This is a genomic window from Streptomyces sp. UC4497, from assembly GCF_054871485.1.
In genome coordinates, this window is record NZ_JBTYHB010000014.1 from 182576 (window position 1) to 207702 (window position 25127).

Annotated in this window: 22 protein-coding genes; 15 read left to right on the plus strand and 7 right to left on the minus strand. The window is 71.0% G+C overall.

Annotation, left to right across the window (positions count from 1 at the left end; genetic code table 11):
• Window positions 1–236 precede the first annotated feature (236 nt).
• Window positions 237–1004: a FadR/GntR family transcriptional regulator gene (locus tag ACYSUO_RS21635; protein WP_461777849.1), complete on the plus strand. Its 768-nt coding sequence runs from the start codon at window positions 237–239 to the stop codon at window positions 1002–1004.
• A gap of 14 nt (window positions 1005–1018) precedes the next feature.
• Here the strand turns inward: ACYSUO_RS21635 and ACYSUO_RS21640 are convergent, their stop codons facing one another.
• From ACYSUO_RS21640 to ACYSUO_RS21660, 5 genes are all read right to left on the minus strand, one after another.
• Entirely contained in the window at window positions 1019–2110 is a 1092-nt protein-coding gene (locus ACYSUO_RS21640) for an LLM class flavin-dependent oxidoreductase (protein WP_461777850.1), read from the minus strand.
• Window positions 2107–2931: an ABC transporter ATP-binding protein gene (locus ACYSUO_RS21645; protein WP_461777851.1), complete on the minus strand. Its 825-nt coding sequence runs from the start codon at window positions 2929–2931 to the stop codon at window positions 2107–2109. Before ACYSUO_RS21645 ends, ACYSUO_RS21640 begins: the two co-directional genes overlap by 4 nt.
• Window positions 2907–3773: an ABC transporter permease gene (locus tag ACYSUO_RS21650; RefSeq protein ID WP_461777852.1), complete on the minus strand. Its 867-nt coding sequence runs from the start codon at window positions 3771–3773 to the stop codon at window positions 2907–2909. Before ACYSUO_RS21650 ends, ACYSUO_RS21645 begins: the two co-directional genes overlap by 25 nt.
• Complete coding sequence (locus tag ACYSUO_RS21655; protein ID WP_461777853.1) at window positions 3770–4831, minus strand: ABC transporter substrate-binding protein; 1062 nt, start codon at window positions 4829–4831, stop codon at window positions 3770–3772. The genes ACYSUO_RS21650 and ACYSUO_RS21655 overlap by 4 nt, the downstream gene beginning before the upstream one ends.
• Before the next feature lie 412 nt (window positions 4832–5243).
• Window positions 5244–6269 carry a LacI family DNA-binding transcriptional regulator gene (locus ACYSUO_RS21660; protein ID WP_461777854.1) on the minus strand — a complete coding sequence of 342 codons (1026 nt, stop codon included), beginning with the start codon at window positions 6267–6269 and terminating at the stop codon, window positions 5244–5246.
• Window positions 6270–6437: 168 nt separating this feature from the next.
• On the opposite strand from ACYSUO_RS21660, the gene ACYSUO_RS21665 reads away from it, so the two are divergent.
• The 4 genes from ACYSUO_RS21665 to ACYSUO_RS21680 all read left to right on the plus strand — a co-directional run bounded on the left by ACYSUO_RS21665 (window position 6438) and on the right by ACYSUO_RS21680 (window position 11357).
• Window positions 6438–7766 (plus strand): extracellular solute-binding protein, encoded by a 1329-nt coding sequence (locus tag ACYSUO_RS21665; RefSeq protein WP_461777855.1) that lies wholly within the window; start codon window positions 6438–6440, stop codon window positions 7764–7766.
• A complete protein-coding gene (locus tag ACYSUO_RS21670) occupies window positions 7763–8746 on the plus strand; it encodes a carbohydrate ABC transporter permease (RefSeq protein ID WP_461777856.1) in 984 nt (327 codons plus the stop codon). The genes ACYSUO_RS21665 and ACYSUO_RS21670 overlap by 4 nt, the downstream gene beginning before the upstream one ends.
• Window positions 8743–9591 (plus strand): carbohydrate ABC transporter permease, encoded by an 849-nt coding sequence (locus tag ACYSUO_RS21675; RefSeq protein WP_461777857.1) that lies wholly within the window; start codon window positions 8743–8745, stop codon window positions 9589–9591. Before ACYSUO_RS21670 ends, ACYSUO_RS21675 begins: the two co-directional genes overlap by 4 nt.
• A gap of 83 nt (window positions 9592–9674) precedes the next feature.
• A complete protein-coding gene (locus ACYSUO_RS21680) occupies window positions 9675–11357 on the plus strand; it encodes a glycoside hydrolase family 13 protein (RefSeq protein ID WP_461777858.1) in 1683 nt (560 codons plus the stop codon).
• Between the two features lie 74 nt (window positions 11358–11431).
• Here ACYSUO_RS21680 and ACYSUO_RS21685 read toward each other — a convergent pair whose 3' ends face one another.
• Window positions 11432–12322 carry a carbon-nitrogen hydrolase family protein gene (locus ACYSUO_RS21685; protein WP_461777859.1) on the minus strand — a complete coding sequence of 297 codons (891 nt, stop codon included), beginning with the start codon at window positions 12320–12322 and terminating at the stop codon, window positions 11432–11434.
• Window positions 12323–12467: 145 nt separating this feature from the next.
• On the opposite strand from ACYSUO_RS21685, the gene ACYSUO_RS21690 reads away from it, so the two are divergent.
• From ACYSUO_RS21690 to ACYSUO_RS21700, 3 genes are all read left to right on the plus strand, one after another.
• Window positions 12468–13379, plus strand: a complete 912-nt coding sequence (locus ACYSUO_RS21690; RefSeq protein WP_461777860.1) for a LysR family transcriptional regulator — start codon at window positions 12468–12470, stop codon at window positions 13377–13379.
• A gap of 116 nt (window positions 13380–13495) precedes the next feature.
• Window positions 13496–14857, plus strand: coding sequence for a histidinol dehydrogenase (hisD, locus tag ACYSUO_RS21695; protein ID WP_461777861.1), 1362 nt, complete (start codon window positions 13496–13498; stop codon window positions 14855–14857).
• Between the two features lie 134 nt (window positions 14858–14991).
• Window positions 14992–16398 carry an amino acid permease gene (locus ACYSUO_RS21700; protein ID WP_461777862.1) on the plus strand — a complete coding sequence of 469 codons (1407 nt, stop codon included), beginning with the start codon at window positions 14992–14994 and terminating at the stop codon, window positions 16396–16398.
• Between the two features lie 4 nt (window positions 16399–16402).
• Here the strand turns inward: ACYSUO_RS21700 and ACYSUO_RS21705 are convergent, their stop codons facing one another.
• Window positions 16403–17401 carry a LacI family DNA-binding transcriptional regulator gene (locus ACYSUO_RS21705; RefSeq protein WP_461777863.1) on the minus strand — a complete coding sequence of 333 codons (999 nt, stop codon included), beginning with the start codon at window positions 17399–17401 and terminating at the stop codon, window positions 16403–16405.
• Between the two features lie 225 nt (window positions 17402–17626).
• Between ACYSUO_RS21705 and ACYSUO_RS21710 the strand changes: the two genes are divergently transcribed.
• From ACYSUO_RS21710 to ACYSUO_RS21740, 7 genes are all read left to right on the plus strand, one after another.
• Complete coding sequence (locus tag ACYSUO_RS21710) at window positions 17627–18766, plus strand: cupin domain-containing protein (protein WP_461777864.1); 1140 nt, start codon at window positions 17627–17629, stop codon at window positions 18764–18766.
• 5 nt (window positions 18767–18771) lie between these two features.
• Window positions 18772–19467 carry an alpha/beta fold hydrolase gene (locus ACYSUO_RS21715; RefSeq protein ID WP_461777865.1) on the plus strand — a complete coding sequence of 232 codons (696 nt, stop codon included), beginning with the start codon at window positions 18772–18774 and terminating at the stop codon, window positions 19465–19467.
• 53 nt (window positions 19468–19520) lie between these two features.
• Window positions 19521–20831, plus strand: coding sequence for a histidinol dehydrogenase (gene hisD, locus ACYSUO_RS21720; RefSeq protein ID WP_461777866.1), 1311 nt, complete (start codon window positions 19521–19523; stop codon window positions 20829–20831).
• Window positions 20828–21604 (plus strand): SDR family NAD(P)-dependent oxidoreductase, encoded by a 777-nt coding sequence (locus tag ACYSUO_RS21725; protein WP_461777867.1) that lies wholly within the window; start codon window positions 20828–20830, stop codon window positions 21602–21604. The genes hisD (ACYSUO_RS21720) and ACYSUO_RS21725 overlap by 4 nt, the downstream gene beginning before the upstream one ends.
• Complete coding sequence (locus ACYSUO_RS21730; RefSeq protein WP_461777868.1) at window positions 21601–22380, plus strand: HpcH/HpaI aldolase family protein; 780 nt, start codon at window positions 21601–21603, stop codon at window positions 22378–22380. The genes ACYSUO_RS21725 and ACYSUO_RS21730 overlap by 4 nt, the downstream gene beginning before the upstream one ends.
• Before the next feature lie 153 nt (window positions 22381–22533).
• Window positions 22534–23901 carry an MFS transporter gene (locus ACYSUO_RS21735; protein WP_461777869.1) on the plus strand — a complete coding sequence of 456 codons (1368 nt, stop codon included), beginning with the start codon at window positions 22534–22536 and terminating at the stop codon, window positions 23899–23901.
• Between the two features lie 87 nt (window positions 23902–23988).
• Entirely contained in the window at window positions 23989–24987 is a 999-nt protein-coding gene (locus ACYSUO_RS21740; RefSeq protein ID WP_461777870.1) for a nuclear transport factor 2 family protein, read from the plus strand.
• Window positions 24988–25127 lie beyond the last annotated feature (140 nt).

Sequence of the window (25127 nt, forward strand, 5' to 3'; positions counted from 1 at the left end):
CTGTCCGGACTTGGGTCACGCTCGGCACGAGGGGTGAGGGAGCCGCAGCAGCTGGCTGGCCGCTCAGGTCGGGCCGATCTGCGTGTCACGCTAGACCCGATCTTCAAATTGGTCACCAATTTACCAATGTGGCGAGCGTCGCACTTGTTGCCCATGGCTGAACCCTTGACAAACCGGGCATGAAAGAGCGTCGCGCGCGGCCGTGAACCGGCCCGGACGACCCGTCTGGTCTACTGGTGACCGTGACCAACCAGCCCTCCGATGCCGCCGCCCCCGAGGCCGACCTCGCCCAGCTGCTGCGCCCCGTGGTGCGCGAGTCCTCCGTCAGCGAGGTCGCCAAGCGCCTGCTCGACCACCTCTCCGCGGGGAACATCAAGCCCGGCACCCGGCTACCCGCCGAGCGCCAGCTCGCGGAGGCCCTCGGGGTCGCCCGCTCCAGCGTGCGCGGCGCCCTGTCCGCGCTCGACGTGCTCGGCATCATCGAGATCCGGCCGGGCTCCGGCAGTTACGTCCGCGAGGGCACGTCGGAGTTCCTGCCGCGCGCCATCAACTGGGGCCTGATGCTGGGCCAGCGCCGCACCCGGGACCTGGTCGAGGTGCGCACCTACATGGAGGGTGTCTCGGCGCGGCTCGCCGCGGAGCGCGCGGGCGACGAGGACGTGGCGCGCCTGGAGGAGCACCTGCGGCACATGCAGGAGGCGGGCAGCGACGTGAAGGCGTTCATCGACGCCGACATCGCCTTCCACCTGGAGTGCGCGAGCATCGCCCGCAACACCGTCCTGAGCGACATCCTGCACAGCATCCGCGCGCTGCTCCAGGTCTGGATGGAACGGGTCAGCGACATCGAGGGCACCGTCAGCGGCACCCTCTGCGAGCACGACGCCGTCCTCAAGGCGATCCGCGACCGTGACCCGGAGGGCGCGGACCGGGCCATGGCCGAACACATGCGGATGGCGAGCGCGCGGCTGCGGGAGTCGGTGGGGGACGAGCCGCAGCAGGGCTGAGTTCCGCCGCGGACCTACTGGGGCGCGGCAACCAACTCCCGCAACCGGGGCAGCAGTTGATCGCCCACCCGAGCGGTCTCCTCCCGGTAGGGGGTGTCGGACAGGACGAAGTGGGAGATCCCGAGACGGCGGTAGTCGTGCAGTGCTGTCGCGACCTCGTCGGGGGAGCCGACCAGCCAGGTCGTCCCCGCTCCCCCGCCGCCGAAGCGGCCCGGCGTGGTGTAGAGGCAGCGGTCCAGCACCTCGCCGCGTTCGGCCAGGTCCAGCAGCCGGCGCTGACCGACAGCGGTGCGGCGGTTGCCCGTCCAGGTGGTGTCACCGGAGCCCTCGGCCATCTTCGCGACCTTGCGCTCGGCCACCTCCCAGGCCTCCTCGCTGGTGTCCCGGACGACCGTGGTGATCCGCAGACCGAACTCCAGCGGGGCATGGACGCGGCCCTCCGACTCGCTCAACTTCCGCAGCCGGTCGATGCGTTCGGCGATCCCGTCGAGGGGTTCGCCCCAGAACAGCTGGACGTCGGCCTCCGCTGCGGCGACCCGCTCCGCGGCCTCGGAGGCACCGCCGAAGTACAGCCGCGGATGCGCGCGGCCCGGCGCCTCGTACGGGCGGGGAGAGACCGTGGAGCCGCGCACCTGGAAGTGCTCGCCCTCGAAGGTGACATCCTCTTGCGTCCACAGCCGCCGCACCAGGTGCAGAAACTCCCGGGTGCGTACGTACCGCGCGGCGGGGTCGACGTTCGTGTCACCGTACGCGGCCGGGTTGTCCAGGCCGCTGACGATGTTGACGAGCACCCGCCCCTGGCTGAGCTGGTCCAAAGTGGCCGCCGCGCTCGCGAAGTTGGCCGGCTGCCAATAGCCGGGACGGATCGCGATCAGCGGCTTGAACGTGGTGGTCCGCGCGGCGAGCGCCGTCGCCACGGTGAAGGTGTCGGGCCGTCCCCATCCGGTGCCCAACAGGGCGCCGCCCCAGCCGTGTTCCTCGGCTGTGCGGGCGAGCCGCGTGGAGAACTCGATCGAGCCCCAGCCCGCCCTGGTGTCGTCGCCGCGGTGTCCCGGCTCGACGGTGTTGGGGATGTACCACAGGAATTCCTCGGTCGCCGATGTCATCGCCCCTCCGGTTCCACGCCAATCGTCTCGCCATGGGCCTGCTCTGCGGCGCCGCTCTCGGCGCCCTCCGCGGCCTCGACTCCGAGTTGCCTCAAGAGCCGTTCGCGCAGGGCCGCCGCCTCGGGATCGCCGCGCCGGCGGGACACCGGCAGGCGCACCGGGAGGTCGAGGGCGATCCGGCCCTCCTCCAGGAGGACCACCCGGTCGGCGAGCGCGATGGCCTCGTCGACGTCATGGGTGACCAGGAGGACAGCGGGCCGGTGCCGCTCGCACAGCTGCCGGAGCAGCCCGTGCATCCGGATCCGGGTCAGCGCGTCGAGCGCGCCGAACGGTTCGTCGGCGAGCAGGAGTTGCGGCTCACGCACCAGCGAGCGGGCGAGCGAGACACGCTGCTGCTCGCCTCCGGACAGCTCGATCGGCCACGCCCGCTCGCGCCCTTCCAGCCCGACCTCGGCGAGGGCGGTGCGCCCGCGCTCCACCGCGTCCGGGCCGTCGAGGCCGAGGACCACGTTGTCCAGCAGCCGCCTCCAGGGCAGCAGCCGGGCGTCCTGGAACACCACGGACACGTTGTCGGGAGCGATCAGCTCGCCCCCGCCCGGCACATCGTGGTCCAGCCGGGCCAGGGCCCGCAGCAGGGTGCTCTTGCCGGAGCCGCTGCGACCGAGCAGGGCGACGAACTCCCCTTCCGTGATGGAGAGTTGCAGCCCGTTCAGTACGTCGCGCCCGCCGAGGGTGCGGACGAGTCCCTCGATGCGTACGGCTGCGGCCGGCGTCGCGCCGTCGTGCCGTACGGGGTTCAGCCGGCCAAGGTACGTCGCCATGTCAGCGCCTTTCTCTCCACGAGCCGTACGAGGGCGTCGGAGACGAGGCCGAGCACTCCGTACACGACGAGCCCGACGAGGATCACGTCGGTCTGTCCGTACGTCCGTGCCAGCTCCATCATGTAGCCGATGCCGCTGGTGGCGTTGACCTGCTCGACCACGACGAGGGCGAGCCACGCCCCGGTCACCGCGAACCGCAGCCCGAGCAGGAAGCCCGGCAGGGCGCCCGGCAGCACCACGTGCCGCACGAACCGGGCACGGCCAAGGCGGACCGTCTCGGCGAGTTCGACGTAGCGGCTGTCGATGCCGCGCAGCCCGTTGTGGGTGTGGATGTAGATCGGCACGAACACCCCGAGCGCGATGGTGACGACCTTCATCGACTCGCCGATGCCGAACCACAGGATCAGCAGCGGAATCAGGGCCAGCGAGGGAATCGACCGCTTGATCTGCACGGGCCCGTCGACGAGTCCCTCGCCGATCCGGCTCAATCCCGACACCAGCGCGAGCGCGAGCCCGGCCAGCACGCCGAACACCAGCCCCAGGAGGGCGCGTTGGGCGGAGATGGCGAGGTTCGACTGGAGCCTGCCCTCGGCGATGAGGTCACCCGCGGTGCTCGCGATGGCCCACGGAGCGGGCAGATTGCGCGGGTCGATCAGCCCTGCGCCCGAGCCGGCCGCCCACACGGCGAGCAACAGGAGCGGGCCGAGCGCCCACCCGTAGGGGACGGGGCGTCCGGGAGCGAGCCGCTTGCGGACGCGGGGCCGGGACGCGCCCGCCGGACGATCCTCCGCCCCGGCCGCACCCCTCTCCTCGACCCTCTGTTCAACAGCCGTTGAACTCATGCCTGTTCACCACCCTCGCCGGCCACCGCGTCCGCGGCGACCCGCTCGTAGCGACGGTCGAAGAGAATGGCGGCGTCGAAGCGCTCGTGCTTCTGTTCCTTCGCGAGCAGATCGACGGTCTGCTGCTGCCGCGCGATCGCCCCCTTCCAGCTGGCCGGGAACACCGGATGGCCCGCGTGCGCGACGAGATACTCGCCGTCCTCGCGGCTGAGCCCCTGGTCCTTGACGTAGTAGCCCTCGATCCACTCCTTGGGGTGCGTGTCGATCCAGACCTCGGCGCGGGCCCAGAAACGGATGAGTTCCTTGATGGCAGCGGACTTCTGCCCGTCGACGACCGCGTCGGTCAGCGCCCACAGGTGTCCGGGATCGTCCCGCAGCCCGTGCCGGATGGTGGTGGCACCGTCCCGGCCGTACTTCGTGAGGTAGCGCTTGATGTTCACACCGGCGATGGGCGCGGCGTCGACCTGGTGATTGCCGAGGGCCGTCGGATACACATCACCGGTGCTGGCCAGCTCGACGAGCTTCACGTCCTGCTTGCTGAGCCCGGCCTTCTTCAGAATGCGCAGCACGAGGGCGCCCTGCGCCTGGCCCGGGCTGTACGCGATTTTCTTGCCGCGCAGATCGGCGAGCTTCTTGATGCCGGCGCCCGGCGCGATGCCCAGCTCGTAGATCGGGTCGGCGATCGGGTCCTTGCGGAACTCGGCGCCGACGAGCTTGGTGTCGAGACCGGTCCAGTGGGCGTTGATGGACGGGATCTCGGCCGCGGAGCAGATGTCGAGGGCATCGGCGCGAAACGCCTCGGAGCACTGCGGGCCGCCACTGATGTTGGCCCACTTCACCTTGAAGGGCAGCTTGTCTATCTGCCCCGACAGTTCGAGGGCGACCTTCAGGGTCGGGGCGCCGACGGTGAGCGTCGTGTCCGCCGACACCTTGGCAGGGATCTTCTTCGACGCGACGTTCCGACTGCCGCTCGTCGAGGTCGAGTTGTTCGCGCAGGAGGTGAGCAGCAGGGCCGCGGCGAGCGAACCGACGACCGCGGCGCTCCGGAATCTGGACATGGGTATGCGGGGACGAGGCTTCATTGGTGCCTTCACAGAGAGGAGGGGCCGGCACACCGGAGCAGGCGTGGGCCCGGAAGGGGAAGCAAGTGCGCGCGGAACGCGGGCCCGTGGAACGCGTCGGACGGGCGGCGCGACTCAGCTACACACGGCGGTGGCGACGCGCATCAGATCGATGGCTCGGCGCTTGTGATACCGCTGGTCGTCGGACATGCCGCCGAAGCTAGCCAGGCCGCCGGAGGCGGGTCAAGGGCGTGGGGCACCCGGGGCCGGACTGCAACACCCCTTTCATGAAGGGGCCATACGCGTGTTGCGTACGCCCGGTCGGGGGAGGACCGCGGTCCCAGAACTACGCGACTACTGATCGCGGTTCCAGGACTGCGCTACTGCTGATCCCGGCCCCAGGACCGCGCTACCGCCGCGGGGCGGGCCCGGTGCTCCCTCGCGGCACCAGCTCCACCGGCAGGACGACGTGGCGTTCCAGGTTCGCCTCGGGCTCCTGGATCACGGCGCGGGCCAATTCCGCGGCGGCGACGCCGAGTTGGCGGGCCGGCTGGGCCATGGTGGAGAGGTCCCACGGCGCCGCCATCGCGTGGTCGTCGAAGCCGAGGACGGACATGCGCTGCGGCACCGGCACGTTCGCCCCGCGCAACACGGTCAGCAGCCGGAAGGCGATGTCGTCCGTCTCGGCGAAGATCGCCGTTGGTGGCTCGGTGAGGGAGAGCAGCCGCCCGACCGCCGCGTCCAGGCTCGGCCCCTGCCACTGCGCGACCTGCCGGACCAGGTCCTCGTCGTGCTCGACACCGGCCTCTGTCAGCGCCGCCCGGTACCCCTCAAGGCGGGCGCGGCTGCTCCAGGCGAAGCCCGAGTCGTCGGCGGGCTCGATGTAGGCGATGCGGCGGTGGCCGAGGTTCAGCAGGTGCCGGGTACCCCGCAGGGCGGCCTCCGCGTCGTCCACGTAGACACTGGCCCGGCCCTTCTCGTGCTGGCTGACGAAGACCAGCGGCATCCCGAGGCCGTCCAGGCGCTCCCGCTCCTCGGGGGAGAGCGCGAAACTGACGACGAGCAGCGCGTCCGCGTTGCGGCGGGCCGGCAGGCGGTCGAAGAACTGGGCGCGCTGTTCGGCGGTGGTGACGCTGTAGACGAGCAGATCGAGGCCCGCCGCGTTCAGTTCGGGTGCGAGGCCCGCCAGTACGGCGCCCAGGAACCAGGACTCCATGTTCGGCACGAGCACGGCGATCCTGCCGGTGCGCCCGGTGACGAGGCTGGAGGCGCTGCGCGAGATCGCGAACGACAGCTCGCGGGCGGCCTGTTCGACGCGCTCGCGGGTCTGCGGCGACACCGTCGACAGGCCGCGCAGCGTGCGCGAGACGGTCGAGGGAGACACTCCTGCCCTCTGTGCGACATCCGCCAGCGTGGCGCCCCGTTCACCAGTCATGAGCGGGACGCTAACACAGCGATCACGCCCCGCTGAGTCCGGATATGCCAACGCTGTCATTTCATCGATCGCCTGCAATCTCTTCGCCAAGGCCATTGACACTGAATCTTGGCGCTCCCTACCGTGCTAGCGCTGTCATTCGGCGGCACGAAAGGGGAGGAGCATGCCATGGCCCTGCACCGCAGAACCGTGCTCGCCGGCGTCGGTAGCGCCCTCGCGGCCGGACTGGCGTCCGGGTGCGGAGGGAGGGACGTCGACGACCTGGTCGCGCAGGCGGCGACGGCGCCGAAGAAGCCGGCCCGGCTGACGTGGTGGGTCTCCGAGATCCCGTCGCGCCGGGGTGCCGTCGTCGCCGACCTGATCATCCGGGCCTTCGAGCGACGCCACCCCGACGTCCGGATCTCGAAGATCAACGCGCTGTCGACGTCGGACGGCAACCGCAGCGCCATCGCGACCCAACTCGCCGGCGGCTCCCCCCAGCCCGACGTCTACCTGGGCGACACGACCTGGCCCACGCAGTTCGGCCATGCCGCGCTCGCCCTGCCTGTGAACGAGCTGCTTCCGGACGGTTTCTGGGACGCCTACCCGGAGGCGCTTCGGCGCAGTTCCACGTACCGGGGCGCGGCGTACGCGGTGCCGTTCTTCCTCGACAGCACGTACCTCTTCTACCGCAAGGACCTGCTGGCCAAGCACGGCCTGCGGGTCCCCCGGAGCTGGGAGGAGTTGCTGCACACCTCGCGCACGGTGCAGCGGGCCGGGGACACGGCGGCCGGGTTCCTGTGGCAGGCCGCCGTGACCGAGTCGCTGACGGCGAACGTCACCGAGTTCCTCGCCGACGCGGGCGGCACCGTCCTCGACGAGCGGGGCAGGGCCGCCCTCAGCGGGGCGGCGGCGGAGCGGGCGTTCTCGCTGATGGCGGAGTTCACCACGAGCGGGGTCACGCCCCGGACGGTGACGACGTACGAGGAGTCGGACTCCCAGGACGCGTTCGTCAACGGGCGTGGCCTGTTCCTGCGCAACTGGTCCTACGCGTGGGTCAACAGCAGCACCCCGAACGTCTCGCGTGTCGCGGGCAAGGTGGGTGTCGCGCTCCGTCCCGGCTTCGAGGGCACCGGCCGCCGTGGTGTCTCGTGCGCCGGCGGCTGGAGCAACTTCGTCAACCCCAGCTCCCAACAGCTCGGCGCCGCAATGCAGTTCGCCCGGTTCTGCGCCGGTGAGGAGGTGCAGCGGCTGCTCGCCCGGGAGGCCGGTGTCGTCCCCGCCATGACCTCCGTGCTGCACGGGCGCGAGGCACGCGCGGCGGGCGACCCGACGGTGCTGCGTGCCGCCGATCTGCACCTGGTCGCCAGGCCCGTGCAGACCCCGCACTACCCGCAGGTCAGCAAGGCGCTCTACACACCGGCCAACGCGGTCGTCGGTGGCGACCTCTCCCCCGCGGCCGGGGTTCGTGCCGCGCAAGACGGCCTTCGTACGGCTCTGGAAGGAAAAGCGCTGTGAGTACCGCGCTGCAGTCGAAGACATCGACACCGGCGAAGGGCGGCGACAGCCGTTCCACACCCCCGGACCGGCGGGCCCCGTCGGCCGGCTCCGGCGCGCGCCGCCGCACCCGCACCGGATGGCTCTTCGCCTCGCCCGCTCTGCTGGTCGTCACGGTGGTGACGGTCTTCCCCGTTGTCTTCTCGCTGGCACTGTCCTTCTCCGAAGTGCGCCTCGACTACGGCGGGTTGCGCCTCGGGTCCCCCACGTTCGCGCACTACGAGGCGCTGCTGAGCAACCCCGAGTGGTATCACGCGCTGGCGTTCACGCTGGGGTTCACGATCGTCTCCGTGCTGCTCGAACTGGTCCTCGGCACGCTCGCGGCGCTGGTGCTGGAGCGGCTCGGCGCGGCCCGCGGCTGGCTCATCGCCCTGCTTCTGCTGCCGTGGGCGCTGATCAACGTCGTCGCCGCCCAGCTGTGGTCGTACCTCTTCAACGGCACGTACGGAGCAGTGAGTTGGTTGTGCGAGCAGGTGCTGGGCACCCAGCCGGACATCCTGGGGCGGCCGGTTCCCGCGATGGCCGCGATGGTCGTCGTCGACGTGTGGAAGACCACGCCGTTCGTGGCGATCGTCGTGCTCGCGGGGCTGATGCTGATCTCGGCGGAGGTGTACGAGGCCGCCGAGATCGACGGGGCCGGGGCCTGGACGACGTTCTGGCGGGTCACGCTGCCGCAGCTGAAGCCGATCGTGGCCATCGCGGTGCTCTTCCGCATCCTCCAGGCCTTCGGCATCTTCGACCTGCCGTTCGTGCTGACGCAGGGCGGTCCCGGCACGGCCACCCAGTCGGTGGCGATGCTCGGCTACCGGATCCTCTTCCAGGATCTCGACTTCGGCGGGGGCGCCGCCGTCGCCGTCTCCACCGCGGCCATCGTCATGGCCTGTTGCCTGCTGTTCCTGCGCGTCTTTCGCGCCCAGACCGATGAGGAGGTCCGAGGATGAGCCGCCACACCCGGCGCTCCGGTGTCCGCCGGTACGTCAATGTCGTCAACGCCGGGGGTCTCCTGATCGCCGTCTGTGCCACCCTGCCGCTGCTGTGGATGGCATCGGCATCACTCAAGGGCCCCGCCGAGATCAGCGCGACGCCGCCGACCCTGCTGCCGAAGGCGCCGACGCTCGACAACTACTCGACGGCGTTCGTGCGCAACGGGATCGGCCAGTACTTCCTCAACAGCGTCATCGTCGCGTGTGTGTCGACGGTCCTGATCCTGTCCCTGGCGTTCTTCGCCGGCTACGCACTCGCCCGGTTCGGGCTGCGCGGGCGGGGCGCCATCATGACGGCGCTGCTGATGCTGTCGGTGTTCCCGCCGATCGCGCTGCTCGTCCCGCTGTTCCTGATGGAGCGTCAAGCCGGCCTGCTCAACAGCTATCCCGGCCTGATCGTCCCGTACGTGGCGCTGAACCTGCCGTTCGCCGTCTGGATCATGCGCAACTACCTGAGCAAGATCCCGGGCGAGCTGGAGGAGGCGGCGACCGTCGACGGCGCGGGGCCCTGGCGCACCGCCCTGACGGTGATCCTGCCGCTGGCCCGGCCCGGCCTGTTCACCGCCGGGGTGTTCTCCTTCACCGCCACCTGGTCCGAGTTCCTGCTGGCGCTCACCTTCAACGGCGTCGACGACCGGCGCACCGTCTCCGTGGGCATCGCCCTGTTCACCAGCCAGTACCAGGTCCCGTACGGAGTGATCTTCGCCGGGGCGATGGTGGCCACCGTGCCGATCGCCCTGCTGGTCCTGATCTTCCGCCGGGCGGTCGTGTCCGGCATGACCACGGGCGCGGTCAAGGGCTGACCCGCCCCCACCGTCCCGCGTCCCACCTGCCCGCCCCGCACCCGCCGGGCGGGCGACACCGCACAACCCCGAAAGGCCCTCACATGCCTCAGCGTCCCCACCCCGTCGACGCCGGTACCGACGCCGACTGGTGGCGGCAGGCCGTTGTCTACCAGGTCTATCCGCGCAGCTTCGCCGACGCCGACGGTGACGGCATCGGCGACATCCGCGGTGTCACCTCCCGCCTGCCCTATCTCGCGGAACTCGGCGTGGACGCCGTCTGGTTGAGCCCCTTCTACCCGTCGGAGCTGGCCGACGGCGGGTACGACGTCGCCGACTACCGCGATGTGGACCCCCGTCTCGGAACGCTCGACGACTTCGACGCGATGGTCGCCGAGGCCGACCGGCTCGGCCTGAAAATCGTGGTGGACATCGTCCCCAACCACTCCTCGCACCAGCACGTCTGGTTCCAGGAGGCGCTGACAGCGGGCCCCGGTTCGGCCGCCCGCGAGCGCTACGTGTTCCGCGAGGGCCGCGGCGAGGACGGCGAACTCCCGCCCACCGACTGGCCGTCCAGCTTCGGCGGCCCCGCCTGGACCCGCGTCGCCGACGGCCAGTGGTACCTGCACCTGTACGCGCCCGAGCAGCCGGACTTCAACTGGGACAACCCCGAGGTGCGCGAGGACTTCCACACCACGCTGCGGTTCTGGTCGGACCGGGGTGTCGCGGGCTTCCGCGTCGATGTCGCGCACGGCCTCGCCAAGGATCTGGCCGAGCCACTGCGCGACCTCGGTGAGGCGCTGAGCTACCAGCCGGACGAGCTGCCCGACGATGGCAGCCATCCGCTGTGGGACCGGGACGCCGTGCACGACATCTACCGTGGCTGGCGGCGCGTGTTCGACGAGTACGAGCCGCCGCGGTTCGCCGTCGCCGAGGCCTGGGTCCGCTCCTCGCGGCGCGCCCCGTACGCCTCCGCGGACGAGCTCGGCCAGGCGTTCAACTTCGACTTCCTCAACACACCTCTCGAGGCCGGCGCGATGCGGGACACCATCGACTCCGCGCTCGCCCATGCCCGCGACGCCGGTGCCACCAGCACCTGGGTGCTGTCCAACCACGACGTGGTGCGTCACCCCTCGCGATACGCCCTCCCCACCGGCGCCACCAAGTCCGACGTGGAGTCCTGGCTGATGACGGACGGCCAGGAACCCTCACCTGACCGTCAGTTGGGGCTGCGCAAGGCCCGCGCCGCGACACTGCTGATGCTGGCGCTGCCCGGCTCCGCGTACGTCTACCAGGGTGAGGAACTGGGCCTGCCGGAGGTCGCCGACCTGCGCACCGAGGACCTCCAGGACCCGATCTGGGTACGCAGCGGCGGCCGGGTCAAGGGCCGTGACGGCTGCCGGGTGCCGCTGCCCTGGACCCGGGAGGGGGCGAGCCACGGCTTCGGCTCCGGCGGTTCCTGGCTGCCGCAGCCCGCCGACTGGGGCTCGTACGCCGCCGATGTCCAGGCCGACGACAAGGACTCGGTCCTGGAGCTGTACCGCGAGGCGCTGCATCTGCGGCGTGGCCTGGTCACGGACGAGACGCTGGAGTGGGCCGACACGGCCCAGGGCGTTGCCGGTCAAGGGCTGCTGCACTTCACCCGCAGCGGCGGCTGGCACGTTCTCAGCAACCTCTCGGACGAGCCCGTCCCGCTGCCACAGGGCGAGGTACTGCTCGCCTCGAACCCGCTGTCCGAAGGGGAGTTGCCCGCCTGGACCACGGTCTGGATGCGCAACCAGGCCTGAACGGCGGCTGTTTGAGCATGCGAATGGGCGTCGGTCACCGTGTGTGGCCGGCGCCCTCGGCGTACGTCGCCGACCTACCGCTCGTCGTTCGGGAGCGCCTCATTCCACCGCTTGGGGTCGATGCGCCCCGCGTACAAAGGGAGTTCGAGGGGCGGCTGGCCGGCCGTGAACGGGTCCCACACCCGGGTGAGGCCCGCCGTGCCATGCGTGCGTACCCGGCGGGCCTCCCCGAGGTCGAGGACGTCCGTGACGATCTGGTCCGTGGCCGACTCGGCCTCGGCGCGCACCCGGCCCTCGGGGTCGACGACGACGCTGCGGCCGATCCCGTCGGGCTGCGCCGCGTTGACGCTCGCCATGGCGAGCTGGTTCACGATCGCGTTGGCCCGGGCGAGGACGAGTTCCTGGGTGCGGTCGACGGTCGGTGTGCGTACGAGGTTGAGGACCAGGTCGGCGCCCTGCCAGGCCAGGTGTCGGGTGACCTCCGGGAACCAGGCGTCGTAGCAGATGGACAGGCCAACGCGCCCGTACCCGTCCATGTCGAAGACGACGAACTCCGTGCCGGACGCCGTGGTCTCGTAGGGTCGCCAGGGGAAGATCTTCCGGTACGCGGCGACGCGCTCGCCCTCGGGCGAGTACACGGGCGCCGTGTTGTAGATCAGGCCGTCGGCCCCGCGCTCGTAGACGCTGCCGGGCACGAGCCACACACCCGTCTCACGCGCGAGGTCCGCCAGGCGGGCGCCGCGGGGGCCGTCCAGCGGCTCGGCGGCCGCCGTCATGACCGTCGCCGGGTCCTCGTCCGGGCGGTGGCCGCACAGGTGCAGCTCGGGGTAGGCCAGCAGCCGGGCGCCCGGGTGGGCGCGGGTGACACGGCGTACGTCTGCCGCGAACGCGTCCAGGCCGTCGTCCGCGGCGTGATGGTGTGCGGCCGACTGGACGAGGCAGATCGACAAGGGGCGGCTGGTCATCGGCGGGAGGGACCTTCCGGGCGGGAGCGATGTGTGGGGGTTGGTGTGCGGGTTGGTGTGCGGGCCCGGACGAGCCAATCAGCCCAGTCACCATCGGACAACCCCCCTGTTCCCTGCGGCAGGCACAGGACTAGCCTGTGGCCGCATGACCCTCAACCAGCTGAGGGCCTTCGTCGAAGCGGAGCGGCTCGGGTCGTTCACCGCGGCGGCGCGGGCCATGGACATCGCCCAGGCATCCGCCTCCGAACTCGTGCGCCGCCTGGAGGCGGAGCTGGACGCCGAGCTGTTCGTGCGCGGCAGCCGCACCCTCGCGCTGACCTCGGCGGGGCAGGAGCTGCTGCCCTACGCCCAGCAGGCCGTGGAGGCCGCCGACAGCGGCACCCGGGCCGTGCACTCCCTCGGTTCGCTGGGCGGCGGCACCGCCACCTTCGGTGTCCTGCGCAACGCGGACTACTACCTGCTGTCCAACCTGGTGCAGCTGTTCCATGCCCGCTATCCGTCGGTGCGGGTGCGGCTCGTGGGACAGAACTCCGCCGAGACCGCGGCGGCCGTGGCGGCCGGACGCATCGAGGCGGGCCTGGTGGTGCTCCCCATCGACGACGAGGAGCTCCAGGTGACACCGCTGCTGCGCGACGAGGTGTACTACGTCAGCGCCAGCGAGGAACGCACCCGGGCGCCGGTGACCATCGAGGACTTCGCGCAGGCCCCCCTCGTCCTGTACGACGCCCACTACGGCTGGCAGGACCCGACGCGCCGGCAGCTCGCCGAACGCGCGCAGTTCGCGGGAGTCCGCGTCGACCCGCTGATCGAGCTCGAACACGTGGAAGCCGCGCTGAAGTTGGCGACCACCGGGGTCGGCGACACGATCGCCAGCCGCGCCGTGGTCGACAGCCCGGCGTTCCCCGCGGGGCTGCACACGGCCCGCTTCGCCGACCCCCTCTACGACACCATCGCGCTGGTACGACGCCGGGGACACCCCCTGTCCCGCGCCACCCGCGAACTGGCCCGCATCGCCGAGGACACCCTGCGCGAGATCCGCCTCGCACGCGGCCTGTGAGGGGGACCGACACGCGGCCTGCGAGAGGGGCCGCGGTGACATGCAGGAAAACCCTGTGGATGGGACAGGACTCGCCCCTCTAGTCCTGTGACAGAAGCACGTCTAGCGTCCTCGCCATGCAGATCACGCACGACGAAGCCCAGGCCCTCCCTCCCCTCCAGTGGCTCAAGAAGCCGTCCGTCGACGGCCCGCCCGCCCAGCGCGACCCGAAGGTGGTCGAGCGCGTCTCCGAGATGCTCACGGAAATCGAGCGCAAGGGCATGGACGCGGTGCGCTCCTACGCCCAGGAGCTGGACGGCTGGTCCGGCGAACTGGAGGTCTCCGCCACCGAGTTGAAGAAGTCCGGTGACGCCCTTCCGCCGGACGTCCGCACCGCCCTGGAGATGGGCTACGAGCGCACCCACCGGTTCGCCGCCGCGCAGCGCGAGCACCTGACGGACTTCGAGATCGAGCTGGCCCCCGGTGTGAAGGGCGGCCAGCGGTACGTGCCGGTCTCCCGCGTCGGCGCGTACCTTCCGGCCGGCCGCTTCCCGCTGCTCGCCAGCGCGTTCATGACGGTCAACGTGGCCAAGACGGCCGGTGTGCCCACCGTGGTGGCGTGCACGCCGCCGTCGGGCGAGCACGGCGCCCACCCCGCGGTGCTGTACGGCGCCTACCTGTCCCGCGCCGACCGGGTGTTCGCCCTCGGTGGTGTGCAGGCGCTCGGCGCGATGGCCTTCGGGCTGCTGGGCGAGGCACCGGTGGACATGCTCGTCGGCGCGGGCAACGCGTTCGTCACCGAGGCCAAGCGGCAGCTGTTCGGCCAGGTCGGCATCGACCTGCTCGCAGGCCCCTCCGAGGTCGCGGTCATCGCCGACGACAGCGCCGACCCGGTGTGGGTGGCGGCCGACCTGCTGGGCCAGGCCGAGCACGGCCCCAACTCCCCCGCCGCGCTGGTCACCACGTCCGAGCGGATGGGCAACGCCGTGATCGCCGAGATCGAGCGTCAGCTCACCACCCTGTCCACCCGCGACATCTGCGGTCCGGCCTGGCGTGACTTCGGCTCCGTCATCGTGGTCGAGGACCGGGACGCCGCCGTCGCCGTCGCGGACGTCATCGCCCCCGAGCACCTCGAGGTGCACACCGAGGACGACGACTTCTACCTGGAGAACCTCACCAACTACGGCTCGCTGTTCATCGGCCCGTGGTCCACCGTCGCGTACTCGGACAAGGGCATCGCCGGCACCAACCACGTGCTGCCGACGGGCAAGACCGCGCGGTACAACGCCGGCCTGTCGGTCTCCCGGTTCCTCAAGCCGCTGACGTACCAGCGGGCCGCGAAGGAGGGAACGGCCGCGCTGGCCCCGGCAGTTGAGCGGATCTCCGCCTTCGAGGGCCTGGCGGCCCACGGCGCCACCGCGACACTGCGCATCGACGAGATCGGCCGCACCTCGGGCGCCTTCGACGACGTGCCGGCCGCGCTGCGCGAGCAGCTCTGACCGCTCCTCCCACCGCCGGGCCGGGGGCGGCGTCGTCTTCGGCGTCCGTCCCCGGCCCACCCCTCTTCCGGGACCCTGCGTGCCGTTCAGGCGCGGCGTGGCTCCCACCTCGTCCGCGAGCCAAGGATCCTCACATGCAACACCCACCTCCTGAACCGTCTCCCGCCGCGGGCGCGACGCTCACCCAGGGCCTGAAGGGCCGCCAGATCACGATGATCTCCATCGGCGGGGTGATCGGCGCCGGTCTCTTCGTCGGCTCGTCGGCCGCCGTGGCCACCGCGGGTCCGGCCGTGATCGTCTCGTTCCTGCTGGCCGCCGCCCTGGTGGTGCTCGTCATGCAGATGCTCGGCGAGATGGCCGTCGCCAACCCCGACACCGGCTCCTTCTCCACGTACGCGGACCGTGCGCTGGGCCGCTGGGCCGGGTTCTCGATCGGGTACCTGTACTGGTGGTTCTACATCCTGGTCATCCCCATCGAGGCCATCGCGGCAGGCGAGGTCGTCGCGGGGCTGACGTCGATCCCGAGCTGGATACCGGCCCTCGCGGTGATCCTCGTGCTGACGGGCAGCAATCTGCTGGCGGTGCGCAACTACGGCGAGTTCGAGTACTGGTTCTCGCTGATCAAGGTCGTCGCGATCGTGGCGTTCCTGGTCCTCGGGGCGCTCGCGATCCTCGGCGTGCTGCCCGGCTCGGACACCCATGGTGTGTCGAATCTCTGGAGCCACGGCGGCTTCGCCCCGCAAGGTGTCACGGCGATCCTGGCCGGACTGCTCACCGCGATGTTCAGCTTCCAGGGCAGCGAGATCGTCACCATCGCGGCGGCGGAGTCCGAGGAGCCGCGCAAGAACATCAAGAAGGCGATCCGCGCGGTGGTGTGGCGCCTGGGCCTCTTCTACATCGGCTCGATCCTCGTCGTGGTCTGCCTCGTGCCCTGGAACGCCGACGACCTGGGGGCGGGGTCCTACCAGGCGGTCCTGGACCGGATGAACATCCCCGGCGCCGCCCGGATCATGGACGTGGTGCTGGTGGTCGCCGTGTGCAGCTGCCTCAACTCCGCCGTCTACACGGCCTCACGGATGCTGTTCTCGCTGGCCGGACGCGGCGACGCCCCGGCCGCCTTCGCCCGCACCTCACCGCAGGGTGTGCCCCGCAACGCGGTGCTCGCGTCGACGGTCGTCGGCATCGCCGCGGTGATCGCCAACTACCTGCTGCCGGACGTGTTCTCGTACCTCATCGCCTCCAGCGGGGCGATCGCCCTGATGATGTACATGGTCATCGCGCTGACGCAGTACGCCGTGCGCCGCAAGGGCGAGCGTCAGACCGACGTACGCATGTGGGGCTTCCCCTATCTGACGCTGGCCACCATCGCGTTCATCGCCGGGGTGCTGGTCCTGATGGCCGTACTGCCGGGCCACCGGCTGGAGTTGTGGCTCTCGCTCGGGCTCGCCGCGGTGCTGGCGACCGTGGGTGTGGTGCGTCAGCGACGCGGTGCGACGCCCACGGCGGCCGCCGAACCCGTTCGCGCGACCTCCGGGTCGTGAGGGTTCAGCGGGCCTTGGCGTGGGTGGCTCTCGGGACGAACTCGGTCGGCAGGACCAGGCGTTCGCCGTCCGCGTCGACCTCTCCGGCGATCCGCCGGGCCAGCAACCGGGCCGCCTGACAGGCGAGTTCGCCCAGATCGTGCCGGACGGTGGTGAGCCGGAACACCTCCCAGGCCGCCATCGGCAGATCGTCGAAGCCGATGACGGTGAGGTCGTCGGGCACCTTCACGCCCGCCGCGAGCGCGGCGTTGAGCACACCGATGGCGACCACGTCGTTGCCGCAGAAGACGGCGGTGGGCGGTTCGGCCGCCTTGAGGAGGGAGGGCAGCGCCGCGTACCCGGTCTCGTACTCGAACGCACCGCGCACCACGCGGTCGTCCGGCAGCCCGATGCCGGCGTCGGCCAGGGCCAGCCGGAAGCCCAGCTCGCGGTCACGGCCTGTCGTGGTGTTGGCCGCGCCGAAGATGCCCGCGATACGGCGGTGGCCGAGCCCGACCAGCTCCTGCGCGACGAGGCGGCCACCGCCCTCGTTGTCGACGACGGAGGCGAAGTCGCCGGACCTGCCGGTGTCCCGGTTGAGGAACACGTAGGGCATGCCGCGCCGCTCCAGCAGGGCGGGCAGGCGCGAGTCGGTGGTGGCGGTCGCGAGCACGACACCGTCGAGCGACTGGTCGAGCAGCTTCTCCTCGGCGACCGCCTCGTCGGAGCGCTCGGTGAGCAGCATCATCCGGTACCCGAGCCGCTGCAGTTCGTCGTGGAGCGGCGCGACGACGTGCGGATAGAACGGGTTGGTCATGTCGGTGACGATGACGCCGACCCGGTGGGTGGCCCGGGTCGACAGCGTGCGGCCCGCTTCGCTGGGTACGTAGTTGAGCGCCTCGGCGGCCCTTTTGATCTTCTCGCGGGTGGCCCGCGAGACACGGGGGTCGTCACGCAGGGCGCGGGACACCGTGGGCTGCGAGACACCCGCGAGTTTCGCCACGTCGTGACTCGTGATCGCCATGACTCTCTCCTCGTCGACACCTCGTACCGCCCGGAACCAGCACCGCGGCCCGGACAGTATACGTACGCCACCCCGTATACGTATGCCTCACCCGGATTCCTTGATCGCGACCGATCCGTCGACCTCCTGGAAATTCGTTTCGAACCCCTTGACAGGACACACCCCGGAGGCCTGTCATGGCAATGCATACGTATTCCATTCATGCTTGTCCACCAGGGAGCCCCCATGCCCGATGTCGTCGTGACCACGCCCGAGCTGGAGGAGCGCACGGTGCGCCGCAGCGACTTCGTCTCCTGCAACCAGGCCTTCATCGACTGCCGTACGCCCGGCTCGGACCGGAAGGAGAACTACGCCATGATCGGGCCGGGTGTCTCGCAGTCCTCCGGCCAGCACGTCAACCTGCGACTGCCGCACGGCTACAACATCGGCGCCGCCGCCATGCCGCACGGCATCACCAACAACCTGCACCTGCACTACACCGCCGAGGTGTTCATCTGCACCGACGGCGAGTACCTGCTGCGCTGGGGCGCCGACGGCGAGCAGGGCGAACTCCCGCTGAAGGCCGGGGACATCGCGTCCATCCCCACCTGGATCTTCCGTGGCTTCACCAACACCGGTCCGGACGACGGCTGGCTGTTCACCGTCCTCGGCCACGACAGGACCGGCGGCATCATCTGGGGCCCCTCGGTCCTGCGCGAGGCGGCGGAGCACGGCCTCTACCTCAGCGCCGACAACCAGCTCGTCGACACCGTCGCGGGGGACGAGCTGCCGCCGGAGTCCGAGCGGGTCACGCCGATGGCGCAGGAGCACATCGACCGGCTGCGCCACTACAGCGCCGAGGAGATGAAGCGCCGGGTCGCCGCGGCCGACGAGCTCGTGTGGTCGGAGCACCCCTTCATCGACAGCTCCCTGCCGGGCGGCGGGGCGCGCCTGAGCTGCGTCATCGGCTACGGCATGACCGAGGACCCGCACCAGGACCCGCGTGTCTTCAACCCGCACGGCCACAATGTCGCCTGGCTGCGCGCCGAGCCCGGCCAGGGTGTCTCGCAGCACCGCCAGCACGAGACCCAGACACTCATCGTCAAGAACGGCGAGTGGGAGGTCACGCTCAACCGTACCGACCAGGTCTCGGTGCGCCTCGGCCCGCGCGACATGCTCTCGGTGCCGCAGGACGCCTGGCGCACGGTGCGCAACGTCGGCGAGGAGGAGGGCGACCTCCTGGTGGTCAACTCCGGGGACGGACGGGTCCGCCTGGAGTGGGACGAGGAGGTCCTCAAGGCCGCCGCCGACGCGGGCCTGGGCCTGGACCACAACGGGTACGTCGCCCCGTACGCGCTGCTCCCCCGCTCCGCCCGGCGCTGGTGACCGGCGTGCCGCTGCCCCTGGTCGTGGTCCCCGGGATGCTCTGCGACGCGAGCCTGTGGTCGGACGTCACCTTCCCCGAGGGCCACGCCGTCCACCATGTCGCGCTGACGCGTCCGGACATCGGCGGGCTCGCGGACGATGTGCTGTCCGCGGTGGACGGCCCGTTCGTGCTCGTCGGGCTCAGCCTGGGCGCCATCGTCGGGTTCGAGGCGCTGCGGCGGGCACCCGAGCGGGTCGCCGGACTGTGCGTGATGGCGACGAACGCCAGCGCTCCTCGTCCCGAACAGCACGCGGCCTGGCGGGAGTTGGACGTCCTCGTCGCGGCCGGCCGGTTCGCGGAGGTGGTCGAGCGCACGCTGCCCGACATGTTCCCCGACCGGCTCTGGTCCGCGGCGGACGCCGAGCGCTACCGCCGCATGGCGCAGGCCGTGGGCCCCGATGCGGCCCGCACGCAGCTCGCCGCCCAGCCCACCCGCGAGGACGCGTTCGCGGCGCTGCGCTCCGCGCGCTGCCCGTCCGTCGTCCTCGCGGGCAGCCGGGACACGCTCTGCCCGCCCGCCTTCCACCACGCCATCGCCGAGGCCCTGCCGCACTCCCGTATGCGCGAACTTCCCGACGCCGGGCACCTGGTGCCGTGGCAGCGACCGGACGCCGTGGGCGCGGCGCTCCAGGACCTGGTCGCCGCGGTCGCCACCGCCTGAGCCCCATCCCCCCCCATCCCCGTATCCAACCAAGCGAGTTGAAGAGAGCCGTCATGCCCCGACACCTCAAGTCCCCCGTCCCCGCCGCCCAGGTGACCGCCGCCCGCGCGGACGTCGCCGAGCGGGTGGGCGCCATCCTCGACGACATCCGCGAGCGCGGCGACGAGGCGGTGCGCCAGTACTCCGAGAAGTTCGACAACTGGAGCCCGGAGTCGTTCCGCCTGTCGCCCGAGGAGATCGAGCGCATCGTCGCCGATGTCCCGCAGCAGGTCCTCGACGACATCCGGTTCGTGCAGGAGCAGGTGCGTACGTTCGCGCAGGCCCAGCGGGACTCGATGCTCGACGTCGACATCGAGACACTGCCCGGCGTCCGCCTCGGCCACCGGCACGTGCCCGTCGCCTCCGCCGGCGCGTACGTGCCCGGAGGCCGCTACCCGCTGACCGCGTCGGCCCACATGACGATCGTGACCGCGAAGGTCGCGGGCGTGCCCCGGGTCGTCGCCTGTACCCCGCCCATCCGGGGCGAGATCCCGGCCGCGACGGTCGCGGCGATGCATCTGGCGGGCGCGGACGAGATCTACCTGCTGGGCGGCGTCCAGGCCGTCGCGGCGATGGCCGTGGGCACCGAGACGATCGGTCGTGTGCCGATGCTGGCGGGGCCCGGCAACGCGTACGTGGCCGAGGCCAAGCGTCAGCTGTTCGGCGAGGTCGGCATCGACCTGTTCGCCGGACCCACCGAGATCCTGGTGATCGCGGACGAGCACGCGGACCCCTTCGTCGTCGCCGTCGACCTGCTGTCCCAGGCCGAGCACGGCCCGGACTCCCCCGCCGTCCTCGTCACCACGTCCGAAGAGCTGGGGCGCGAGGTCGAGCGGCACATCGAGCGGCTGCTGCCCGGCATGCCGACGAAGGACTTCGCCGAGCCGGCCTGGCGCGACCACGGCGAGATCGTCGTGGCCGACACCCTCGACGAGGCCTTCGAGATCGCCGACTCGTACGCCAGCGAGCACGTCGAGGTGCTCACCGAGAACCCGCGCCAGGCCCTGGACAAGATGCGCGACTACGGTGCACTCTTCCTCGGCGAGGGCACCTGCGTCTCCTACGGCGACAAGGTCATCGGCACCAACCATGTGCTGCCCACCCGTGGCGCGGCCCGTTACACGGGCGGTCTGTGGGTCGGCAAGTACCTCAAGACGGTCACCCACCAGGAAGTCACCGACACCGCCTCGTCGGCGCTGCTCGGCGAGGTGTGCGGGCGCGCCGCCCGCGTCGAGCTCTTCGAGGGGCACGCGCGCTCCGGTGACGTACGGGCCGCGAAGTACGGCGACAAGGCCCTGACCTGGAACGAGGAGGCGGGCGCATGACATCCCGCACGGAAGCACCGCTCGCCGGGCGGACGGCACTCGTCACCGGCGGCGGCAGCGGCCTGGGCCGGGCCATCACCCGGTCCCTGCTGGCCGACGGCGCCCGCGTGGTGATCACCGGGCGCAACGTGGACTCCTTGAAGCGCACCGCCGACGAGCTCGGGCCCGGGGTCGTCCCCCAGGTCTGCGACGTGTCCCGCCCCGCGGACGTCGACGCGCTCGCCTCGGCCCTCGCGGACGAGGAGATATCGATCCTGGTCAACAACGCCGGCATCGCGGGCCCCGTGGCGCCATTGACCGACATCTCGCCCGAGGACTGGGACGAGGTCTTCGACGTGAACGTCCGCGGTGTGTTCCTGATGTGCCGGGCGTTCCTGCCCGCCATGACACGTCGCGGCTCCGGTGATGTCATCAACGTGGCCTCGGTGTCGGGCAAGCGACCGCTGCTGCGCCGCACACCGTACTGTGCGTCGAAGATGGCGGTCATCGGCCTGACGACGACCCTGGCCGGCGAGGTGGGACCGCAGGGCGTCACGGTCAACTCCCTGTCCCCCGGGCCGGTTTCGGGCCCTCGTATGGAGCGCAACTTCCGGCTCGAGGCTGAGCGCACGGGCAGCAGCTACGCGGAGGCCGAGGAGGCGTTCGTGTCGCGTGCCGCGCTCGGGCGGATGGTGACCGAGGAAGAGGTGGGCGAGGCGGTGACGGCGATGCTGCGGATGCGTGGCATGTGCGGCGCCGATATCGACCTGTCGGCGGGGATGGTGGCACGATGACGGTTCCTCGCACCCCACGCCGGAGCCTCAAGCAGCGTCTGGCGGACGGTGAATCGCTGCGCGGCGCGCTGCTGCGGCTGCCGTCGGAGACGCTGGTGGAGATGGCGGGCGTCGCCGGTCTGGACTACGTGGTCATCGACTGCGAGCACGGACCCGCGGACACGGCGCTGCTCCAGCAGCACATCATGGCGGCGGAGGCCCACGGGATCGATGTCATCGTGCGTGTGGGCACCGCGGAGCCCACGCTGGCGCTGCGCGCCCTCGACCTGGGCGCCGCCGGTCTCATCCACCCGCACGTGGACGGCGCCGAGGACGCCCGGCGGGCCGTGGCCGCGAGCCACTACCCGCCCTGGGGCGAGCGGGGCTTCGCCACGTACAGCAGGTCGGGACGGTTCGGCACGGTCACCGCGGCCGAGCATGTGGCCGCGTCCCGCGAGACGCTGGTCATCCCGATGATCGAGACGCGGCGCGCCTGCGCCGCCGCCGACGAGATCGCCGGCACCGAGGGCGTGGACGCGGTCCTGGTGGGCCCCGCGGACCTCGCGGCGGACTGCGGCTTCCCCGCACCGGAAGTCGTGAACGGCCTTGTACAGGAGGCGCATCGGGCCACCGCGAAGAACGGGCGCACGGTGATGACGATCGTCCCGCACCTCAAAGCGGCGCGGGCCGCCGAGGAGGCCGGGGCCCGGCTGATCGTCTTCAACATGGCGCAGGTACTGATGGACACCATGAGCGCCCTCGCGCACCGTCCGGGCCGTGACACACCTTCGTCGTGACACACCTTCTTCGGACCCGTCCGCACCTCTTGACGCCCCACCCCCGGAACCTTAACGTTCAACCCTAGTTCATACGTATGCATAAGCCAGTACGTGTGCACACCTCCCCCCCCATTCGCACACCCCCTCATCCGCCGCGCGATCGGAGCAGCCATGTCCTCTGCAGCGCCACCTCGCACAACCCCAGCGACCGCCCCCGCCGAAGCGGAGAAGCGGAGCGCGATTCGCCGGGCCATCGGCGCGGGCAGCGTCGGCAATTTCGTCGAGCAGTTCGACTACGGCCTGTACGGCTACATGGCGCCGATCATGGCCCCGGCGTTCTTCCCCGAGAGCGACAAGACCGTTGCGGTGCTCGGGACGTACGCGATCATCGCGATCGCATGCCTGGTCCGCCCCCTCGGCGGGACCCTCCTCGGCCGCTGGGGCGACCGGGTGGGCCGCAGGAAGACGCTGCTGTGGACCCTGGTGGCCATGGGCGCGTCCACCGCCCTCGTCGCGGTCCTGCCCACGTACCACCAGGTCGGCATCCTGGCGCCGCTCCTGCTCCTGGCGCTCCGCGTGGTCCAGGGTGTCGTCTCCGGCGGCGAGTACGTCGGCGCGGTGGCGTTCATCGTCGAGTGGGCCGAGCCCAATCGGCGCGCCTACTACACCTCGTACGCCTCCAACAGCTGCTTCGTCGGCACGCTCGCCGGTGCCGGTGTCGCAGCACTGACCAGCTGGGTGTTCCAGGGTCCCGCGCTCGACTCGTGGGGCTGGCGCATCCCGTTCCTGCTGGCGATCCCGCTCAGCCTGGTCGGCCTGTGGATGCGCAGCCGCATCTCGGAGAGCCCGGAGTTCGTGCGGGCCACCGACGACGGCGCCGATGTCGTCAAGTCCCCGGTGCGCGAGGCCCTTCGCTCCCAGTGGCGTCCCATCCTGGCCTACTGCGGCATCTCCATCATGTGCGCGATCCTGTCCTACACCTGGGTCACGTTCTATCCGCAGTACCTGACGGACACGCTGGGCCTGCCCCGCTGGATGGGCCTCGCCTCCAACGCCATCTCGATCGCCGTGCTCATCCCGCTGCTGCCGCTGGCCGGCAAGCTCTCGGACCGCATCGGACGCAAGCCGATGCTCATCACGGGCGCCATCGCCTGCATCGTCCTCGTCCCGCTCGCCTTCTGGGTCGGCGAGCGGGCCACCTTCGCCGCCGCGATCGTGAGCCAACTCATCTACCTGGTACCGGAGTTCTTCCTCACGGTCATCGTCACGGTCTGCGCGGCCGAACTCTTCTCCACCCGTACGCGGTTCAGCGCGAGCGCCATCGCCTACAACAGCTCGTTCTCCATCTTCATGGGGATCACCCCGTTCGTGGCGACGCTGCTCGTCGACACCTTCGACTCGATCTACGCGGTGTGGGCCTACCTGGCCGCCGGCGCGGTCCTGGCCCTCGTCGTCGTGACCGCCTTCATGACGGAGACGTACCGGAGCCAGCTGGGCGCGGACAAGTTCCCCCGCCGGGAGACACCACAGTCGGTCTGATCCGCGCCCCCGGACCCCTTGCCCGACGCACCACACATCAGTCACGCTACATACGCATTCACACAGCACTGGAACGGAAGAACCACCATGGCCCTTGACCCCGTCGCGTACGAGCCCTACAACGACCCCGACGAGTTCATCCGCGAGGTGACGGACCGCATCTGGGTCGAGCGCGACATCGACCACATCGTCGCCAACTACGAGCCCGACTCGATCGTCCACGCCAGCCTCGGTACGGTCGTCGGCCGCGATGGTGTCATCGAGGGCAGCACGATGCGGATGGCCGCCGTGCCGGGCCACATCGGTCAGGCCGAGGACGTGGTGTGGGAGGCCCGGGGCGACGACGCGTTCCTCAGCTCGCACCTGGTCTTCTCCGCCGACGAGCACCTCGTGGACGGCCGCAACATCCGCGTCCGCAAGCGCACGGTCGCCAACTGCCTCTACCGGCGAGGCCGCATGGTCGAGGAGTGGGTGGTCCGCGACGACCTCGCGGACTGCCTGCAGCTCGGCATCGACCCGGACGAGGCCGCGCGCGGCCTCCAGTTCCAGGGCTACACCGGGTCGATGACGGAGGACGCGCCGAAGGACGTCCTCGTGGAAGGCGTCAGCGGTCCGCGCCCCGACGACTTCCGCCCCGAGTGCGAGATGGTCCTGGACTTCATCGAGCAGGTCTGGTCGCAGCGCCAGCTCAACAAGGTCAACGACTTCATGGCGCGGGACCTCTTCCTGCACACCATCGGCGACCGCACGGTCATCCGCCCGGAGCGCTACCAGGCCGACCTGCTGGAGATGGTGGGCCCCTTCCCCGACGCCCGCTTCGCCGTACGCGACGTCCAAACCCACCACGCGGAGCGCTACGCGGGTCTGCGCGTCGCCGTGACCTGGACCATGCACGGAACGTACAAGGGCATCCCGGCCTTCGGCCCCCTCACCGGCAAGCCGGTCACGGTGCTCGGTGTCTCCCAGTTCCTGATCCAGGACGGCCGCATCGTGAAGGAGGTCCGCGTGTACGACGAGATCGCGCTGCGCGCGCAGATCAACGCGGGCCGTGAGGACGGCGCGGACGTGGCGGCGAACATCTACTGAGCCTCCAGCCGGCTGGGGTGGGGGGGGGGGGGGGGGGCCCGGCCCCCCCCCCCCCCCCCCCCCCCCCCAAGGGGGGGCGGGGGGGGGGGGGTGGTGGGGGGGGGGGGGGGTTTGGGGGGGGGGGGGGGGGGTATAAATGG